This is a genomic window from Streptomyces sp. 4N124 (assembly GCF_052245395.1).
GTDB lineage: Bacteria > Actinomycetota > Actinomycetes > Streptomycetales > Streptomycetaceae > Streptomyces.
The window spans coordinates 132,478-147,733 of record NZ_JBQQBS010000017.1 but is presented as its reverse complement, the minus strand read 5'-3'; the positions used below and the strand labels follow the sequence as shown (position 1 = coordinate 147,733).

Below are 15,256 nucleotides of genomic sequence, written 5' to 3'. Positions count from 1 at the left end.
GCAGGGTTCACGTGGGTCACGAGGTCAGGGAGTGAGGACGGACGTGCGCGATTCGACCGTCGTCGTCGCGGCGGACTACTTCCAGTCGTACTCGGTCGTGGGGCTGCTCGCCGTCATCGGCGTGCTGTTCGTCGCCGTCGCCTTCGGCGCCGGCCGACTGCTGCGGCCCGTGGTCCCCACCCCCGAGAAGCTCCTGACCTACGAGTGCGGCGTCGACCCCGTCGGTGAGGGCTGGGCCCACACTCAGGTCCGCTACTACGTCTACGCCTTCCTGTACGTCATCTTCGCCGTCGACTCGATCTTCCTGTTCCCGTGGGCGACGGTCTTCGCCGCGCCCGGCTACGGCGCGACGACGCTGGTGGAGATGTTCCTCTTCCTCGGCTTCCTGGCCGTGGGCCTGCTGTACGCCTACAAGAAGGGAGTCCTGGCATGGACGTGACTCCTTCTTCCGAGCCGGTCGTGCTGCCTTCCGAACCGGTTGTGCAACCTTCCGAGCCTGTTCTGCTGCCGGAGCCGAAGCGGCTGGGCGCGCTTGCCCGCCTCGCTCCCGAGCCGATGAAGGTCGTCCTGAACTGGGGCCGCCGCTACTCGCTCTGGGTCTTCAACTTCGGCCTCGCCTGCTGCGCGATCGAGTTCATCGCCGCGTCGATGGCCCGCCACGACTTCATCCGGCTGGGTGTCATCCCGTTCGCGCCCGGTCCGCGCCAGGCCGACCTGATGGTCGTCTCCGGCACGGTCACCGACAAGATGGCCCCCGCCGTGAAGCGCCTGTACGAGCAGATGCCCGAGCCCAAGTACGTCATCTCCTTCGGCGCGTGCAGCAACTGCGGCGGCCCGTACTGGGACTCGTACTCCGTCACCAAGGGCGTCGACCAGATCATCCCCGTGGACGTGTATGTGCCGGGCTGCCCGCCCAGGCCCGAGGCGCTGCTCCAGGGGATCATCAAGCTCCAGGAGAAGATCGCTCGAGAGTCGCTGGGGGAGCGGTACGGAACTGCTGCGGGGCGTCCGTCGGTAGCGGCTCTGCAGAGCGGGCTGGTGCAGCCGCCGGGGGTGTCTGCGCCGGGTGGCGGTGGCGGAAAAGAGGCCGATGGCGGTACCGCTACCGCGAAGGACGGCGATACGGGGGAGGCCCGATGACCGGTGCCGTCGGCTGGCTGCCCGCCCCCGCCGAGGAACTCTTCGGCCCGGAGGCCACGGCCGAGGAGTCGTACGAGGTCCTGACGGTCGACGTTCCGGCGTCGGCCTGGACCACGGCACTCCGGACCGCCCGCGACGAGCTGGGCTGCACCTACTTCGACTGGCTCAGCGCGGTCGACGAACCCGGCACGGGCTTCCGCATCGCGGCCCATGTCGCCGCCCTCTCGCCGGTACGACGCCTGCTGCTCCGTACGACGGTCCCGCACGAGGCCCCTGCCCTGCCCACCGCCATCGACGTGTACGCGGGCGCGGCCTGGCACGAACGCGAGACCCACGAAATGTTCGGCGTCCACTTCGAGGGCCACCCGGCGCTGGACCACCTCCTCCTGCCGGAGACCTTCGAGGGCCATCCCCTCCGCAAGGACTTCGTCCTGGCCTCCCGCGTCGTCAAGGCCTGGCCGGGCGCGAAGGAACCGGGCGAGTCCGAGCACGGCGGCCCCAAGCGCCGCCAGATGCTCCCCCCGGGCGTCCCCGACCCCAACGAGTGGGGCCCTCAGAAGGGCCAACTCCCGCCCGCTCCGGCCCGCCCCGCACGGGGTGCGGCGGCGCGCGGCACGGGCGAACGTCCTGCGCGGGCCGCGGGTGCGGGTGCGGGGGAGCGTCCCGTACGTCGGACCCGTACGGCGTCGGAGGGCTCGGCGAGCCAGACGGCGACACCGGAGAGCGGCACAGCCTCGGCGGAGGGCACGCCTTCGGCGGAGGGCACGCCTTCGGCGGAGGGCACGCCCTCGGCTCCGCCGGCTACTTCGGCTCCCTCGGCTTCTCCGGCCCGGCCGCGTCGCTCGCGGAGCGTGGGCGAGGGCTCGGCCTCGCAGCGCACGCAGGCAGCGACGCCGGAGGGTGCGGCGGCAGAGGGCGCGGCAGCGACAGAGGGTGCGGCGCCGGCGGGTGCGGCGGACTCCGCCTCCGGCACGCCGCCCGAGGCTCCCCGCAGCGCGGACGCCCCCTGGCACCACGCCCGTCCCGCGTTCGACGAACCTGAGCCGGAGGGGGACGAGCCGACCGGGAAGGCCGCCCCGAAGTCCGGGGACGAGAACGCGGACGCCACCTCGGAAACCCAGGACCCCGAAGACCCCGCAGGAGGCCCGCAGTGAACGACGTGCTCGACGTCACCCTGCGACTCCTGATCGTCTTCGTCGTCTTCCTCACCTTCCCTCTGATCATCGGTCAGACGGAGCACAAGGTCATGGCCCATATGCAGGGCCGCCTCGGCCCCATGTACGCCGGTGGCTTCCACGGCTGGGCCCAACTCGTCGCGGACGGCGTGAAGTTCGCGCAGAAGGAAGACGTGGTCCCGGCGGACGCGGACCGCCGTGTCTTCCAGCTCGCCCCTGCCGTAGCGCTCCTCCCTTACCTCCTGGTCCTGCTCGCCATCCCCATCGGCCCGGGCGAGGGCGCGGTCGGCGAGGTCATCGACGCGGGCATCTTCTTCGTCCTCGCGGTGATGGGCGTAGGCGTCCTCGGCTCGCTCATGGCCGGCTGGGCCTCCGCCAACAAGTTCTCCCTCCTCGGCGGCCTGCGCACCGCCGCCCAACTCCTCGCCTACGAACTCCCGATGCTGCTCACCGCCGCCTCCGTGGCGATGGCGGCCGGCACGGTCTCCCTCCCCGGCATCCTCGACGCCTTCGAGTGGTGGTGGCTGCCCTGGCAGATCGTCGGCGCGATCGTCTTCTTCGTGGCGGGGCTGGCCGAACTGCAGCGCCCTCCGTTCGACATGCCGGTCGCCGACTCGGAGATCATCTTCGGCGCGTACACCGAGTACACCGGCCTCCGCTTCGCCCTGTTCCTCCTCGCCGAGTACGCCGGAATCGTCGTCCTGTGCGGCCTCACCACCGTCCTCTTCCTGGGCGGCTGGCACGGCCCCTGGGGCGCCGACGGCCTCGGCTGGGTCTGGACCCTGCTGAAGACGGCCGTCCTCGCCTTCATCGTGATCTGGCTCCGCGTGACCTACCCCCGCCTGCGCGAGGACCAGCTCCAGAAGCTCGCCTGGACCCTCCTCGTCCCCCTCTCCCTCGCCCAGATCGCCCTCACCGGCATCGTGAAGGTGGTGATCGAGTAACCATGGCTCCATTCCCCGGCAGCGGCCTCGCCAAGGGCCTGGCCGTCACCCTCCGCACGATGACCAGGAAGTCCGTCACCGACCAGTACCCGGACGCCCAGCCCGACCTGCCGCCCCGCACCCGCGGCGTCATCGGCCTGTTCGAGGAGAACTGCACGGTCTGCATGCTGTGCGCCCGCGAGTGCCCGGACTGGTGCATCTACATCGACTCCCACAAGGAGACGGTCCCGCCCGCGGCCCCCGGCGGCCGCGAGCGCAGCCGCAACGTCCTGGACCGCTTCGCCATCGACTTCGCCCTGTGCATGTACTGCGGTATCTGCATCGAGGTCTGTCCTTTCGACGCCCTGTTCTGGTCCCCGGAGTTCGAGTACGCCGAGACCGACATCCGCGAACTCACCCACGAACGCGACAAGCTCCGCGAGTGGATGTGGACGGTCCCCGCCCCACCCGCCCTCGACCCCGCCGCCGAGGAGCCCAAGGAAATCGCCGCGGCCCGCAAAACCGCCGACAAACTGGCAGCCGCACAGGCCGAACCACCCCCCACGCCTGAGGACGACCCCGGCACCGCCCAGCCGTCCGGGCCCACATCGCCCCCGACATCCGAGAGCGGGCCCGGCACCGCCCCGCAGGCGAAGCCGTCCGATCCCCAGGCCAAGCCCGCCGATCCCCAGGCGAAGCCCTCCGACCCGCAGGGAGGCGAGTCGTGATCCTCGCCTCGGCCGCCGCGTCGGCGCACACCACGACCACCGTCGCCGCCGACACGCACGGCTTTCTCTCCCCGACCGGCGTCGAGATCGCCTTCCTCCTCGTCGGCCTGGTCACCTTCGGCGCCGCCCTGGTCACCGTCACCACCCGGCAGTTGGTGCACGCCGCCCTGTGGCTGGTGGTGACCCTCGGCGGCCTCGCCGTCGAATACCTCCTGCTCACCGCGGAGTTCATCGCCTGGGTCCAGGTCCTCATCTACGTCGGTTCCGTCGTCGTCCTCCTTCTGTTCGGTCTGATGCTCACCAAGGCCCCCATCGGCCGCTCCCCGGACGCCGACTCGGGTAACCGCTGGGCCGCCCTCACGGTCGCCGTGGCCGCGGCCGCCGCCCTGGTCTGGGTCGTCGTCGACGCCTTCCGCACGACCTGGATCGAGCTGGACGGCCCGGCCGCCGGCTCCACCGAGGCCACCGGAGAGAGCCTCTTCCAGAACTGGGTCCTCCCCTTCGAGGCCCTCTCCGTCCTCCTTCTCGCCGCCCTGGTCGGCGCGATCGTCCTCTCCCGCAAGACAAAGGCGGACGCGGCGACCGGCCCGAACACCCCGAGCGCCGAGGGCGCCGACCCGGGCAAGGGGACCGGCAACAGCGCGGGAGCCCACAGCGGCACGGGAGCCGGCAACGCAGACGGCTCCGACAAGGAAGGTGTCCGCTGATGCACCTCGCCTACCCCGCCGTACTCTCCGCCCTCCTCTTCTGCACCGGCCTGTACGGCGTCCTCGCCCGGCGCAACGCGATCCTGGTCCTGATGTCCGTCGAGCTGATGCTCAACGCCGTCAACCTCAACCTCGTCGCCTTCGACGTCTGGCTCAGCAGGACCGCCGAGGAGACCCTGCACTCCGGCCAGGCGCTGACCCTGTTCACCATCGCCATCGCCGCCGCCGAGATCGGCATCGGTCTGGCGATCGTCCTCGCCGTCCACCGCAACCGCGGCACCGCGGACATCGACAAGCTCCGCGACACCGCCGAGGGCCACGAGCCCGAGAGCCCCGAGACCGACGGCCCGGCAGCCGGCGCGGCCGAGAAGGCTGAGGCCACCGCGTGACCACGACCACCCTCGCCGTCCTCGTCCCCCTCCTCCCGTTCCTGGGCGCGGCCGCCGGCCTGCTCCTGGGCCGTAGCGCTCCCGGCTTCGTCCGCCCGCTCGCCGTCCTGCCCGTCCTCACCTCCCTCGTCGTGGCTGTGCCGGTCGCCGTGCGCCAGGGCGGTGACGAGGCCGTGAACGCGGCCACCGAACTCACCCCCACGGGCTCGATCCCGATCGAACTCGCCCTGCACATCGACGGCTTCGCCGCCCTCGTCGCCGTACTGGTCGCCTTCGTCGCCTCCTGCGTGCAGATCTACTCGATGGGCTACCTGCGCGACGACCCGCGCTACCCCTCGTACGCCGCCCTCGTCTCCCTCTTCACCTCCGCGATGCTCCTCGTCGTCTACTCCGGCGACCTGATGGTGCTGCTGGTCGGCTGGGAGATCATGGGCATCTGCTCCTACTTCCTGGTCGGTCACTACTGGGAGACCCCGGAGGCCCGCGCCGCCTCCCTCAAGGCCTTCCTGGTGACCAAGCTCGGTGACGTCCCCTTCCTGATCGGCCTGTTCGCGCTGGCCACCGACGCCGGGTCCTTCCGGATCACCAAGGTCCTCGGGGCCGTGTCGACCGGCGCGCTCGACCATCCGACCCTCATCGCCCTGCTGCTCCTCGCCGGCGTCGCGGGCAAGTCGGCCCAGTTCCCACTGCACACCTGGCTCCCCGACGCGATGGCCGGCCCGACGCCCGTCTCCGCGCTGATCCACGCCGCGACGATGGTCGCCGCCGGTGTCTACTTCATCGCCCGTCTCCTCCCTGTCTTCGAGGCCTCGCAGGCCGCGATGGTCGTCCTCGCCGTCATGGCCGCCGTCACGATGGCCGGCTCGGCGCTGGCCGCGCTCGCCCAGGACGACATCAAGCGCGTCCTCGCCTACTCGACGATCGGCCAGCTCGGCTACATGACCGGCGCCCTCGCCGTCGGCGACCGCGGAGCCGCCGTCTTCCACCTCCTCACGCACGGCGCCTTCAAGGCGCTGCTGTTCCTCGCGGCCGGCGTGATCATCCACGCCGCCGGCACCAACTCGCTGGCCGCCATGTCCCGGATGCGCGACCTGCGCGACCGCGTCCCGGACGCCTACTGGACGATGACCGTGGCCCTCCTCGCGCTCGCCGCGATCCCGCCCTTCAGCGGCTTCTTCTCCAAGGAGTCCGTCCTCGGCGCCGCGGAGCACGTCACCACCGGCCACGCCGAAGGCGTTCCCGTCGCCGCGGGCTGGATCATCCTCGTCGCCGGCCTGCTCACGGCCCTGCTCACCGCCGCCTACGCGATGCGCCTGTGGCTGCTCGCCTTCCGCGGCCGGGGAGCCGAGGCCCCGGACCACGGCAGGCAGCCCCTCACCATGACCGTGGTGCTGTGGGTGCTCGCCGCGCCGTCACTCGCCATCGGCGGGCTGGCCTACCAGTCGCTGCCCGGCTGGTTCGACGGCGACGACCTGACCCCGACCCTCACCACGTCCATCCTCGGCACGGGCCTCGCCGTCGTCGGCGGACTCGTCACCTACGGAGCCTGGCAGCGCACCACCGCACTGGCGGCCCGCACACCGCTCGGCGCGGTCGCGGCCCACCCCGAGGGCGACGCCGGACTGGTCGAGGCCGAGGCCATCGCCAGCCACGCGCCCGCCTACGGAGACGTGGCCCACGCGCCCGATCCGGCCGACCCGGGCCGCCTCCTGCTCGGCCCGCTCCACCGTCACGCGGCCGTCGGCTTCCACCTCGACGCCGTGTACTCGGCACTCTTCGTCCGCCCGGTCCGGGCCGGAGCGACCCTCGTCCGGTTCCTGGACCGCGAGGTCGTCGAGACCTACGTACGCGGCGCGGGCACCCTGCCCCGCTGGCTCGGTGCCGCCGTACGACGCGCCCAGACCGGCAATGTGCAGACCTATGTGAGCGCGCTGCTCGCCGGCACCGTCGTCCTCGCGGTCGCCGCCGTCCTCGTCGCCACGGGAGCGTGAGCAGGCGTGATCGATATCAACGAGTCCGTGATGCAGTTCCTTCTGGCATTCGTCGTCGTCGGCCCGCTCCTCGGCGCCGCCGCCGCTCTCCTGCCGGCCCCGCCCGGGCTGAAGGGGAAGTCACCCGAGCAGGCCGTGCTGCGGCACGGCGTCACCGTGACCGGCGCGGTCCTCATCGCCGCGATCGTCCTCACGCTGGGCTTCGACCACGACCAGCCGTCGAAGATGCAGGCCAGCACGGACATCAGCTGGATCCCCGCACTCGACGTACGCATCCACCTCGGCATCGACGGCATTTCCCTCCCCCTTCTGGTCCTGACCGCGCTGCTGACCTTCCTCTGCGCGCTCTACTCCTACTTCAAGATGCCCGCGGGCCCGACCCCGAAGGCCTTCGTCGCACTGCTGCTCGTCCTCGAGTCCGGCACCCTCGCGACCTTCGCCGTCCTCGATCTGCTGCTGTTCTTCCTCGCGTTCGAGATGGTGCTCATCCCGATGTACTTCCTCATCGCCCGCTGGGGCGGCGAGGGCCGGACCCAGGCGGCCTGGCGGTTCATCCTCTACACGCTGCTCGGATCCGTGGTCATGCTGCTCGGCCTGCTCCTGATCGGAATCAAGGCGGGCACATTCGACATGGTGGCACTCGCCACTGACAACGGCCGGTCGCTGACCACATCCGTGCAGGTCATCGCCGTTTTGTCGATCGGGATCGGGCTCGCGGTCAAGACGCCGATGTGGCCGCTGCACAGCTGGCTGCCGGACGCCCACACCGCGGCGCCGACCGTGGGCTCGGTCCTGCTGGCAGGAGTCCTGCTGAAGATGGGTACGTACGGGTTCGTCCGAATCCTGCTGCCCATTACGCCCGACGGCTTCCGCACCTTCGCGCCGTACCTCGCCGCGTTCGCCGTCGTCGGGATCATCTACGGATCCCTGGCCTGCCTCGCCCTCGCCAAGCAGGGCGCGAAGGGCGATCTGAAGCGCCTCATCGCCTACTCCTCCGTCGGCCACATGGGCTTCGTCCTGCTCGGCATCGCGACGATGACACCGACCGGCGTGAACGGCGCACTGTTCGCCAACATCGCCCACGGCCTCATCACCGGCCTCCTCTTCTTCCTGGTCGGCGCGCTGAAGGACCGCACAGGCACGACCGACCTCGACACCCTCGCCGACAAGACCGGCGCGGCCCTCTACGCCAAGACACCCCGCCTCGGCGGTCTGCTCGCCTTCGCCGCGGTGGCCTCGCTCGGGCTGCCGGGCCTCGCCGGATTCTGGGGCGAGATGCTGGCGCTGTTCGGCGCGTTCGACCCCGCCGACGAACTCAGCCGCCCGGCGTTCCTCACCTTCATGTCGATCGCCGCGTTCGGCACCCTGCTGACGGCCGCGTACCTGCTCGTCGTGGTCCGCCGGGTCTGCATGGGCGTCGTCCCGCAGGAAGCTCCGCAGCTCGCCGACGTCCAGACGTACGAGTTCGCGGCCTGGACCCCGCTCGTCGCCCTCACCGTCATCGCCGGGCTGTGGCCGAAGGCCCTCCTCGGCCTGACCGACCCGGCCGTGCAGCAGCTCCTCGCAGGAGGCACCCGATGAGCGCCCTGGCCCAGCCACTGGCCGAGTCCCTCGTCCAGTCCGTCGACTGGCTCGCCATCGCGCCGCCCACCGTCGCGGCAGTCGTCGGACTCGTCGTCCTCGTGGCCGACCTGTTCCTCGCGGATTCCCGGAAGGCGCTGCTCGGCTGGGTGTCGGTCGCGGGCCTCGCCGCCTCGGCCGCCCTGCTGCTGCCCCTCCTGGACGGCGACCGCAGCACCTTCTGCCTGACCGGCGCCCCGGACATCTGCAGCTATACGGCCGACCGCTTCACCCTCGTCATCCAGTTCCTGGTCCTCGGCGGCGCCCTCCTGGCCGCCCTGTTGTCGGTGACGGCCCTGAAGGACGCCAACAAGGGACTCCCCGAAGGGGAGTTCTGGTTCCTGCTGCTGTCCTCCGCGGCCGGCGCCGCCCTCCTGCCCGCCTCCCGCGACCTGGCGACCCTCATCGTCGCCCTGGAAGTCGCCTCCCTGCCCGCCTTCGCCCTCGTCGGCATCCGCCACGGCGACCGGAAGTCCTCCGAGGCGGCCCTGAAGTTCTTCCTGTCCTCGGTGACCGCCACCGCGGTCAGCCTCATGGGCATCAGCTTCGTGTACGCCTCCACCGGCACCCTCTACCTCACCCAGATCGCCGAGCGGATCCAGGACGTCGACGGACAGCTCGACACCCTCGCTCAGACCGGGGTCGTCCTCACCCTCGTCGGTTTCGCCTTCAAGACGGCCGCCGTGCCCTTCCACTTCTGGGTGCCCGACACCTACATCGGAGCGCCGCTGCCGGTCGCCGCCTATCTGTCGGTCGTCGGCAAGGCCGTCGGCTTCTCCGGCCTGATCCTCGTCACGGTCATCGCGCTGCCCTCGTACGCCGACGTCTGGGGCCCGGCACTCGCCGCGCTGGCCGCCCTCACCATGACCGTCGGCAACGTCGGCGCCCTGCGCCAGCAGGCCACGCGCGCGTACAGCGCGGTACGACTGCTCGCCTGGTCGTCCGTCGGCCAGGCCGGCTATCTGCTGGTTCCGATCGCCGCCGCCGCGTACTCCGACGACGCCGAGAAGTCCATCGGCTCCACCGTCGCCTACGCCCTCATGTACGCCGCCGTGAACCTGGGCGCCTTCGCGGTGGCCGCACTGGTGGGCCGTACAAGATCCCTCAACCGCATCACCGACTACCGCGGCCTGTACGCGAAGAACCCCATCTCCGCCCTCCTCCTGGCGTTTTTCCTGCTCTGCCTCGCCGGACTGCCCCCGGGCATCATCGGCCTCTTCGCCAAGGTCACCGTCTTCTCCGCGGCCGTCGACGCGGGCCTCGGCTGGCTCGCCGTGGTGATGGCCGTCAACGTAGTGATCGCGCTGTTCTACTACCTCCAGTGGACGGCCCTGCTCTTCCGCGCCCCGGAGGGCGAGCCCGTCGAGCACCGGGTGCCCGCACCCGTCACCGCAGCGATCACCATCACCGCGGTACTCGGCATCGCCCTCTCCGGAGCGCCCCAGGTGGTCCTGCGCTTCGCCGACACGGGCCTCTTCTGAGCACACGCACCTCACCCGGACGGCCCACGCCCGCCGCCGCACGGACAAGGGAACTAGTCCCCCTCGCCTGGCGTTGACCAGTACGGGAGGGTCCACTGGACGTGACACCACGGCACCAGTGGCTTCGGATATCGACAAGCAAAGGGTTCCCCTGCCGCACCACTTGGAGGGCGTACCGTGCACCGCCGGCACAACGGGCTCAGGACCGCAGTACTCCTCGGGGGACTGTCCGCACTCATCATCGTCATCGGCAGCCTTTTCGGTCGCATGGGGCTCGTCGTCGCGGTCGTGATCGCCCTCGGGACCAACGCGTACGCGTACTGGAACAGCGACAAGCTCGCGCTACGCGCGATGCGCGCCCGCCCGGTGAGTGAATTCGAGGCCCCCGCCCTGTACCACATGGTCCGTGACCTCTCCACCCAGGCCCGCCAGCCCATGCCCCGTCTGTACATCTCCCCGACGGAGGCGCCGAACGCCTTCGCGACCGGCCGCAACCCACGCAACGCGGCTGTGTGCTGCACCGAAGGCATCCTGCGCATCCTCGACGAGCGCGAGCTGCGCGGCGTCATCGGCCACGAACTCAGCCACGTCTACAACCGCGACATCCTGATCTCGTCGGTCGCCGGCGCGCTCGCCTCGGTGATCATGTTCCTCGTCAACTTCGCCTGGCTGATCCCGATCGGCCGCTCCGATGACGACGACGGCCCCGGCCTCCTCGGCATGCTGCTGATCATGATCCTGGGCCCGCTCGCCGCGACTCTCATCCAACTGGCTATCAGCCGCTCCAGGGAGTACGAGGCGGACGCGTCCGGCGCCCAGCTCACCGGCGATCCCCTGGCCCTCGCCAGCGCCCTGCGCAAGCTCGAGATGGGCACCAAGCAGCTGCCGCTGCCGCCCGAACCCCGGATCGAGACGGCGAGCCACATGATGATCGCGAACCCCTTCCGCCCAGGTCAGGGATTCTCCAAGATGTTCTCGACACATCCGCCGATGGCGGAACGCATCGCCCGGCTCGAGAAGATGGCAGGTCGCCCCCAGTGAAGACAATCCTCAACGTCATCTGGCTCGTCCTGAGCGGTTTCTGGCTGTTCCTCGGCTACCTGCTCGCGGGCGTGCTGCTGTGCATCACCATCATCGGCATCCCATTTGGCATTGCCGCGTTCCGTATCGGCGTCTACGCCCTGTGGCCCTTCGGGTACACGACGGTCGAGCGCCGCGACGCCGGCGCCCCCTCCTGCGTCGGCAACGTCCTGTGGCTGGTCCTCGCGGGCTGGTGGCTCGCCCTGGCCCACATCGTCACCGGCCTCGCCCTGTGCATCACGATCATCGGCATCCCGTTCGGCATCGCCAACTTCAAGCTCATCCCGGTGTCGCTGCTTCCGCTGGGACGCGAAATCGTGTCGACGGACCAGCCGTTCTCGTCACGCTGGTAGGGCGGAAGCAGCAACCGGTCCGGTAGGGCAGAAGCGGCAACCGGTGCGGTAGGTAGGAGGCGGCAATCGCTTCACGTCCGACCGCTGGTTATCCACAGCCCGACGGTTGTCCACAGCCTCGCCCGATTGTCAGTGGCGGCTTGCATCATGAACCCATGACCGAGATCGAGCAGTTGCTGACACGGGTGGCGGCCAAGGCACGCAACACCCACCCGTGGGGCTGGACTTCACTCCCCGAGCCCGTGGACACGGCCACCCTGTCCCGCGCCGAGGCCGCCCTGGGCTTCTCTCTGCCCCCGCTGCTCGCCGACCTCTACCTGCGGATAGGAGACGGCGGATTCGGCCCGGAGTACGGCCTGCTGCCTCTCTTCGACAACCCGCCCGCCGGCGAACCCGCCGCCGTCGAGCAGTACCTCGCCAACCGCGCCACCGGCCGCAAGGATCCCGACTGGCCGTGGCCCGAGGGCGTCCTGCCGATATCTCACTGGGGCTGCGCGATGTACACGTGCGTGGACTGCCGCACCCCGGAAGCCACCGTCCTGCTCTTCGAGCCGAACGCCGACGACAGCGACCACGCCTGGTTCGTGGACGCCCCCAGCCTCACGGACTGGCTGCACGCCTGGGTCGAGGGCACGGGTTGGTATGCCGAGATGAACGAAGAGCTGGAGCTGGCCCCTTGGGCAGACTTCCGCATACGCACGGCGACGCCGATGCCGTAACCCGCCGCCTCGCAAGACCACGTGGCGCACCGCGCACCTACCGCCGGGCCCCCAGGACCGCGCACCTACCGCCCGGCCAACTACCGCCCGGCCACCCACCGCCGCCGTACGCCATACGCCGCCACACCCACAGCCAGCACGCCCGCACCCACGACCACCGAAACCAGCGGCAACGCGAACGCCAGCACCACACACCCGAGCAGCCCGACCGCCGGCACCACCCGGGTCAAGGGAGCCGATCCGAGCGTCCAGGCCGACGCGTTGGCAACCGCGTAGTAGACCAGCACACCGAAGGAGGAGAACCCGATCGCGCCGCGTACATCCACCGTGGCGGCCAGGACCGCGACCACCGCGCCCACGGCCAGCTCCGCCCGGTGCGGCACCCGGAAGCGCGGATGGACGGCCGCCAGCGCCCCGGGCAGATGCCGGTCCCGCGCCATCGCGAGCGTCGTACGCGAGACACCGAGGATCAGGGCGAGCAGCGAACCCAGCGCGGCCACGGCAGCACCCACCCGCACTACCGGCACCAGCCCCGGAACCCCCGCCGCCCGCACCGCGTCGGCCAGCGGCGCGGCCGCGTCGCCCAGATCGCCCGCCCCCAGCACAGAAAGGACAGCCACCGCGACACACGCGTACACGACCAGCGCGATGCCCAGCGCCAGCGGGATGGCACGGGGGATGGTGCGCGCGGGATCCCGTACCTCCTCACCGAGGGTCGCGATCCGCGCATACCCGGCGAACGCGAAGAACAGCAGACCTGCCGCCTGAAGCACCCCGCCCAGACCATCGGAGGCCCCGATGTCCAGCCGTCCGGCGTCGGAGTCCCCGGAGCTCAGGCACACGACCACCACGGAAGCGAGGACAGCCAGCACGACAGCCACGATCACCCGGGTCAGCCAGGCGGACTTCTGGACCCCGCCATAGTTCACCGCGGTCAGCGCCACCACGGCCGCGACCGCCACGGCGTGCGCCTGCTCCGGCCAGACGTACGCGCCCACGGTGAGCGCCATCGCCGCACAGGATGCCGTCTTGCCGACCACGAACGACCAGCCGGCGAGATAGCCCCAGAACTCCCCGAGCCGCTCGCGCCCGTACACATACGTGCCGCCCGAGGCCGGATACAGCGCGGCCAGCCGCGCCGACGACATGGCGTTGCAGTAGGCGACCACGGCGGCGACGGCCAGTCCGAGCAACAGCCCGGACCCGGCGGCGTGCGCGGCGGGCGCCAGGGCGGCGAAGATCCCGGCTCCGACCATCGAGCCCAGGCCGATGAGCACGGCGTCCCCCACACCCAGGGTGCGCCGTAGCTCGGAGCTGGAAGATGTCACGCCCCGCACCCTACTGATCAGTGCAACCGCCGGGTGCACCGCTGACGTCCTCTCCATCAACAAGGCACGAACACACGCGCGACGAGTACAACCGGCCCGGCAGGACCCAAGTCACAGCGCAGGGACAGTGCGGGCACAGCACGAAGGGGCAGGTTCACGGCATGACCATCGTTGGCTGGATCATCCTGGGACTGTTGGCCGGAGCCATCGCCAAGTTCCTGCTGCCGGGCCGTGACCCGGGCGGCTTCATCGGCACGACCGTGATCGGCATCGCGGGCGCGTTCATCGGCGGCTGGATATCGGCCCGTTGGCTGGACCACCCGATCACCAAGGACTTCTACGACACCACCACCTGGGGCGCGGCGATCGGCGGCTCCCTGGTCCTGCTGATCGCCTACCGCCTCCTGTTCGGCAACTCGCGCGACTGAGCGCACCCCCGACCGCAGCCAGCAGGCGAGAAGGGTGGGCACCGCTCGGTGCCCACCCTTCCTCGTACGGCGTCGCAGGCGCGACTTACCGGTAGTTCACGAACTGCAGCGCGAAGTCGAAGTCCTGGCCCTTCAGCAGAGCGATGACGGCCTGCAGGTCGTCACGGCTCTTCGAGCTGACCCGCAGCTCCTCGCCCTGCACCTGGGCCTTCACGCCCTTCGGACCCTCGTCGCGAATGATCTTCGCCACCTTCTTCGCGTTCTCCTGGGAGATGCCCTCCTCGATCGACGCGAAGATCTTGTACTCCTTGCCGGACAGCTGGGGCTCGCCCGCGTCCAGGGCCTTCAGCGAGATCCCGCGCTTGATCAGCTTGGACTGGAAGACGTCGAGGACAGCCTTCACCCGGTCCTCGGAGTTCGCCTCCATCAGGATCTTGTCACCGGACCACGAGATCGAGGCACCCACGCCCTTGAAGTCGTAGCGCTGCGAGATCTCCTTGGCGGCCTGGTTGAGGGCGTTGTCGACCTCCTGCCGCTCGACCTTCGAGACGATGTCGAAACTGGAGTCGGCCATGTCCTGTGGCTCCTTGTATCGGGGTGCGTATCGGGTGCGTATCGGCGTACGTGGGGCAGCCGCCGAGCCCGGCGTCGTCCCGGGCCGCATCCGCATAAGCCTAGCCACCCACCGTCCCCCGAGCGCCGATCAATCGGGTGGCGAAGCACCCCTGTCCATCGGGTATTGTTTACGTCGTTGCCAGCGAGCACCGCCGCAAAGCGGTTCGAACGGCAGCAACCCCGGCGGTGTGCCCGAGCGGCCAAAGGGAGCAGACTGTAAATCTGCCGGCTCAGCCTTCCCAGGTTCGAATCCTGGCGCCGCCACAGTTGAAACGAGACCCCCTCCGAACTGCGGAAACGCACGCGGAGGGGGTCTCTTCGTTGTCAGGGCGCTTTCCCGGGGCACACTGGCCCCATGTCCACTCCTCGCAGACGCTGTCCCGAATGCCGGCGTGAGATCGCCGTCGTTGCGGGGAGGTTTGCGCGGCACGATCCGCCGGGGGCGCGGGAGAGTGGGGAGCTGGTGTCCTGCTCCGGCTCACGCAGATTGGCGGAACTCGGGGCGACCCAGCCGTCGTTGGACGGGTACGTCGTCCCCGAGTTTCCTGGGCAGCTGCCGCTCTTCTGAAGGGCGCGGGT

At 70.3% G+C, this 15,256-nt stretch carries 17 protein-coding genes and 1 tRNA gene; 16 read left to right on the top strand and 2 right to left on the bottom strand.

Features of this window, described 5'->3' with window-relative positions:
- The first annotated feature begins 43 nt into the window (after positions 1–43).
- The 13 genes from ACTWQO_RS19655 to ACTWQO_RS19595 all read left to right on the top strand — a co-directional run bounded on the left by ACTWQO_RS19655 (position 44) and on the right by ACTWQO_RS19595 (position 12,306).
- Entirely contained in the window at positions 44–439 is a 396-nt protein-coding gene (locus ACTWQO_RS19655) for an NADH-quinone oxidoreductase subunit A (protein WP_362934346.1), read from the top strand.
- On the top strand, positions 430–1,140 hold the full coding sequence (locus tag ACTWQO_RS19650) for an NADH-quinone oxidoreductase subunit B (RefSeq protein WP_443238612.1): 711 nt from the start codon (positions 430–432) through the stop codon (positions 1,138–1,140). Before ACTWQO_RS19655 ends, ACTWQO_RS19650 begins: the two co-directional genes overlap by 10 nt.
- Positions 1,137–2,294 (top strand): NADH-quinone oxidoreductase subunit C, encoded by a 1,158-nt coding sequence (locus ACTWQO_RS19645; RefSeq protein ID WP_443238611.1) that lies wholly within the window; start codon positions 1,137–1,139, stop codon positions 2,292–2,294. Before ACTWQO_RS19650 ends, ACTWQO_RS19645 begins: the two co-directional genes overlap by 4 nt.
- Positions 2,291–3,259 (top strand): complex I subunit 1/NuoH family protein, encoded by a 969-nt coding sequence (locus ACTWQO_RS19640; RefSeq protein ID WP_443238610.1) that lies wholly within the window; start codon positions 2,291–2,293, stop codon positions 3,257–3,259. The genes ACTWQO_RS19645 and ACTWQO_RS19640 overlap by 4 nt, the downstream gene beginning before the upstream one ends.
- A 2-nt stretch (positions 3,260–3,261) precedes the next feature.
- A complete protein-coding gene (locus ACTWQO_RS19635; protein WP_443238609.1) occupies positions 3,262–3,966 on the top strand; it encodes a NuoI/complex I 23 kDa subunit family protein in 705 nt (234 codons plus the stop codon).
- Positions 3,963–4,673, top strand: a complete 711-nt coding sequence (locus tag ACTWQO_RS19630) for an NADH-quinone oxidoreductase subunit J family protein (RefSeq protein WP_443238608.1) — start codon at positions 3,963–3,965, stop codon at positions 4,671–4,673. Before ACTWQO_RS19635 ends, ACTWQO_RS19630 begins: the two co-directional genes overlap by 4 nt.
- Positions 4,673–5,062, top strand: coding sequence for an NADH-quinone oxidoreductase subunit NuoK (gene nuoK / locus ACTWQO_RS19625; RefSeq protein ID WP_301983248.1), 390 nt, complete (start codon positions 4,673–4,675; stop codon positions 5,060–5,062). The genes ACTWQO_RS19630 and nuoK overlap by 1 nt, the downstream gene beginning before the upstream one ends.
- Entirely contained in the window at positions 5,059–7,053 is a 1,995-nt protein-coding gene (locus tag ACTWQO_RS19620) for an NADH-quinone oxidoreductase subunit 5 family protein (protein ID WP_443238607.1), read from the top strand. The genes nuoK and ACTWQO_RS19620 overlap by 4 nt, the downstream gene beginning before the upstream one ends.
- A 6-nt stretch (positions 7,054–7,059) precedes the next feature.
- Complete coding sequence (locus tag ACTWQO_RS19615; RefSeq protein ID WP_443238606.1) at positions 7,060–8,634, top strand: complex I subunit 4 family protein; 1,575 nt, start codon at positions 7,060–7,062, stop codon at positions 8,632–8,634.
- Positions 8,631–10,154, top strand: coding sequence for an NADH-quinone oxidoreductase subunit N (locus ACTWQO_RS19610; RefSeq protein WP_443238605.1), 1,524 nt, complete (start codon positions 8,631–8,633; stop codon positions 10,152–10,154). Before ACTWQO_RS19615 ends, ACTWQO_RS19610 begins: the two co-directional genes overlap by 4 nt.
- A 177-nt stretch (positions 10,155–10,331) precedes the next feature.
- Positions 10,332–11,195: a zinc metalloprotease HtpX gene (htpX, locus tag ACTWQO_RS19605; RefSeq protein WP_443238604.1), complete on the top strand. Its 864-nt coding sequence runs from the start codon at positions 10,332–10,334 to the stop codon at positions 11,193–11,195.
- Positions 11,192–11,587, top strand: a complete 396-nt coding sequence (locus ACTWQO_RS19600) for a YccF domain-containing protein (protein ID WP_443238603.1) — start codon at positions 11,192–11,194, stop codon at positions 11,585–11,587. Before htpX ends, ACTWQO_RS19600 begins: the two co-directional genes overlap by 4 nt.
- Positions 11,588–11,742: 155 nt before the next feature.
- Positions 11,743–12,306: an SMI1/KNR4 family protein gene (locus ACTWQO_RS19595; RefSeq protein ID WP_443238602.1), complete on the top strand. Its 564-nt coding sequence runs from the start codon at positions 11,743–11,745 to the stop codon at positions 12,304–12,306.
- An 80-nt stretch (positions 12,307–12,386) separates the two neighbouring features.
- On the opposite strand, the gene ACTWQO_RS19590 is transcribed toward ACTWQO_RS19595, so the two are convergent.
- Positions 12,387–13,691 carry an APC family permease gene (locus tag ACTWQO_RS19590; RefSeq protein ID WP_443238601.1) on the bottom strand — a complete coding sequence of 435 codons (1,305 nt, stop codon included), beginning with the start codon at positions 13,689–13,691 and terminating at the stop codon, positions 12,387–12,389.
- Between the two features lie 104 nt (positions 13,692–13,795).
- Between ACTWQO_RS19590 and ACTWQO_RS19585 the strand changes: the two genes are divergently transcribed.
- Positions 13,796–14,062, top strand: coding sequence for a GlsB/YeaQ/YmgE family stress response membrane protein (locus tag ACTWQO_RS19585; protein WP_443238600.1), 267 nt, complete (start codon positions 13,796–13,798; stop codon positions 14,060–14,062).
- A gap of 85 nt (positions 14,063–14,147) precedes the next feature.
- On the opposite strand, the gene ACTWQO_RS19580 is transcribed toward ACTWQO_RS19585, so the two are convergent.
- On the bottom strand, positions 14,148–14,636 hold the full coding sequence (locus ACTWQO_RS19580; protein WP_443238599.1) for a YajQ family cyclic di-GMP-binding protein: 489 nt from the start codon (positions 14,634–14,636) through the stop codon (positions 14,148–14,150).
- Between the two features lie 223 nt (positions 14,637–14,859).
- On the opposite strand from ACTWQO_RS19580, the gene ACTWQO_RS19575 reads away from it, so the two are divergent.
- A tRNA-Tyr gene (locus tag ACTWQO_RS19575) sits at positions 14,860–14,941 on the top strand.
- Between the two features lie 91 nt (positions 14,942–15,032).
- Positions 15,033–15,245 (top strand): hypothetical protein, encoded by a 213-nt coding sequence (locus tag ACTWQO_RS19570; protein WP_362934310.1) that lies wholly within the window; start codon positions 15,033–15,035, stop codon positions 15,243–15,245.
- The last annotated feature ends 11 nt before the right edge of the window (positions 15,246–15,256 follow it).

What these genes read in the sequence shown, in the direction of transcription:
- ACTWQO_RS19580 (WP_443238599.1), bottom strand. Translation starts at nt 14,636, where the DNA reads ATGGCCGACTCCAGTTTCGACATCGTCTCGAAGGTCGAGCGGCAGGAG.
- ACTWQO_RS19585 (WP_443238600.1), top strand. Translation starts at nt 13,796, where the DNA reads ATGACCATCGTTGGCTGGATCATCCTGGGACTGTTGGCCGGAGCCATC.
- ACTWQO_RS19650 (WP_443238612.1), top strand. Translation starts at nt 430, where the DNA reads ATGGACGTGACTCCTTCTTCCGAGCCGGTCGTGCTGCCTTCCGAACCG.
- ACTWQO_RS19610 (WP_443238605.1), top strand. Translation starts at nt 8,631, where the DNA reads ATGAGCGCCCTGGCCCAGCCACTGGCCGAGTCCCTCGTCCAGTCCGTC.
- ACTWQO_RS19645 (WP_443238611.1), top strand. Translation starts at nt 1,137, where the DNA reads ATGACCGGTGCCGTCGGCTGGCTGCCCGCCCCCGCCGAGGAACTCTTC.
- ACTWQO_RS19570 (WP_362934310.1), top strand. Translation starts at nt 15,033, where the DNA reads ATGTCCACTCCTCGCAGACGCTGTCCCGAATGCCGGCGTGAGATCGCC.
- nuoK (WP_301983248.1), top strand. Translation starts at nt 4,673, where the DNA reads ATGCACCTCGCCTACCCCGCCGTACTCTCCGCCCTCCTCTTCTGCACC.
- ACTWQO_RS19590 (WP_443238601.1), bottom strand. Translation starts at nt 13,691, where the DNA reads ATGGAGAGGACGTCAGCGGTGCACCCGGCGGTTGCACTGATCAGTAGG.
- ACTWQO_RS19595 (WP_443238602.1), top strand. Translation starts at nt 11,743, where the DNA reads ATGACCGAGATCGAGCAGTTGCTGACACGGGTGGCGGCCAAGGCACGC.
- ACTWQO_RS19635 (WP_443238609.1), top strand. Translation starts at nt 3,262, where the DNA reads ATGGCTCCATTCCCCGGCAGCGGCCTCGCCAAGGGCCTGGCCGTCACC.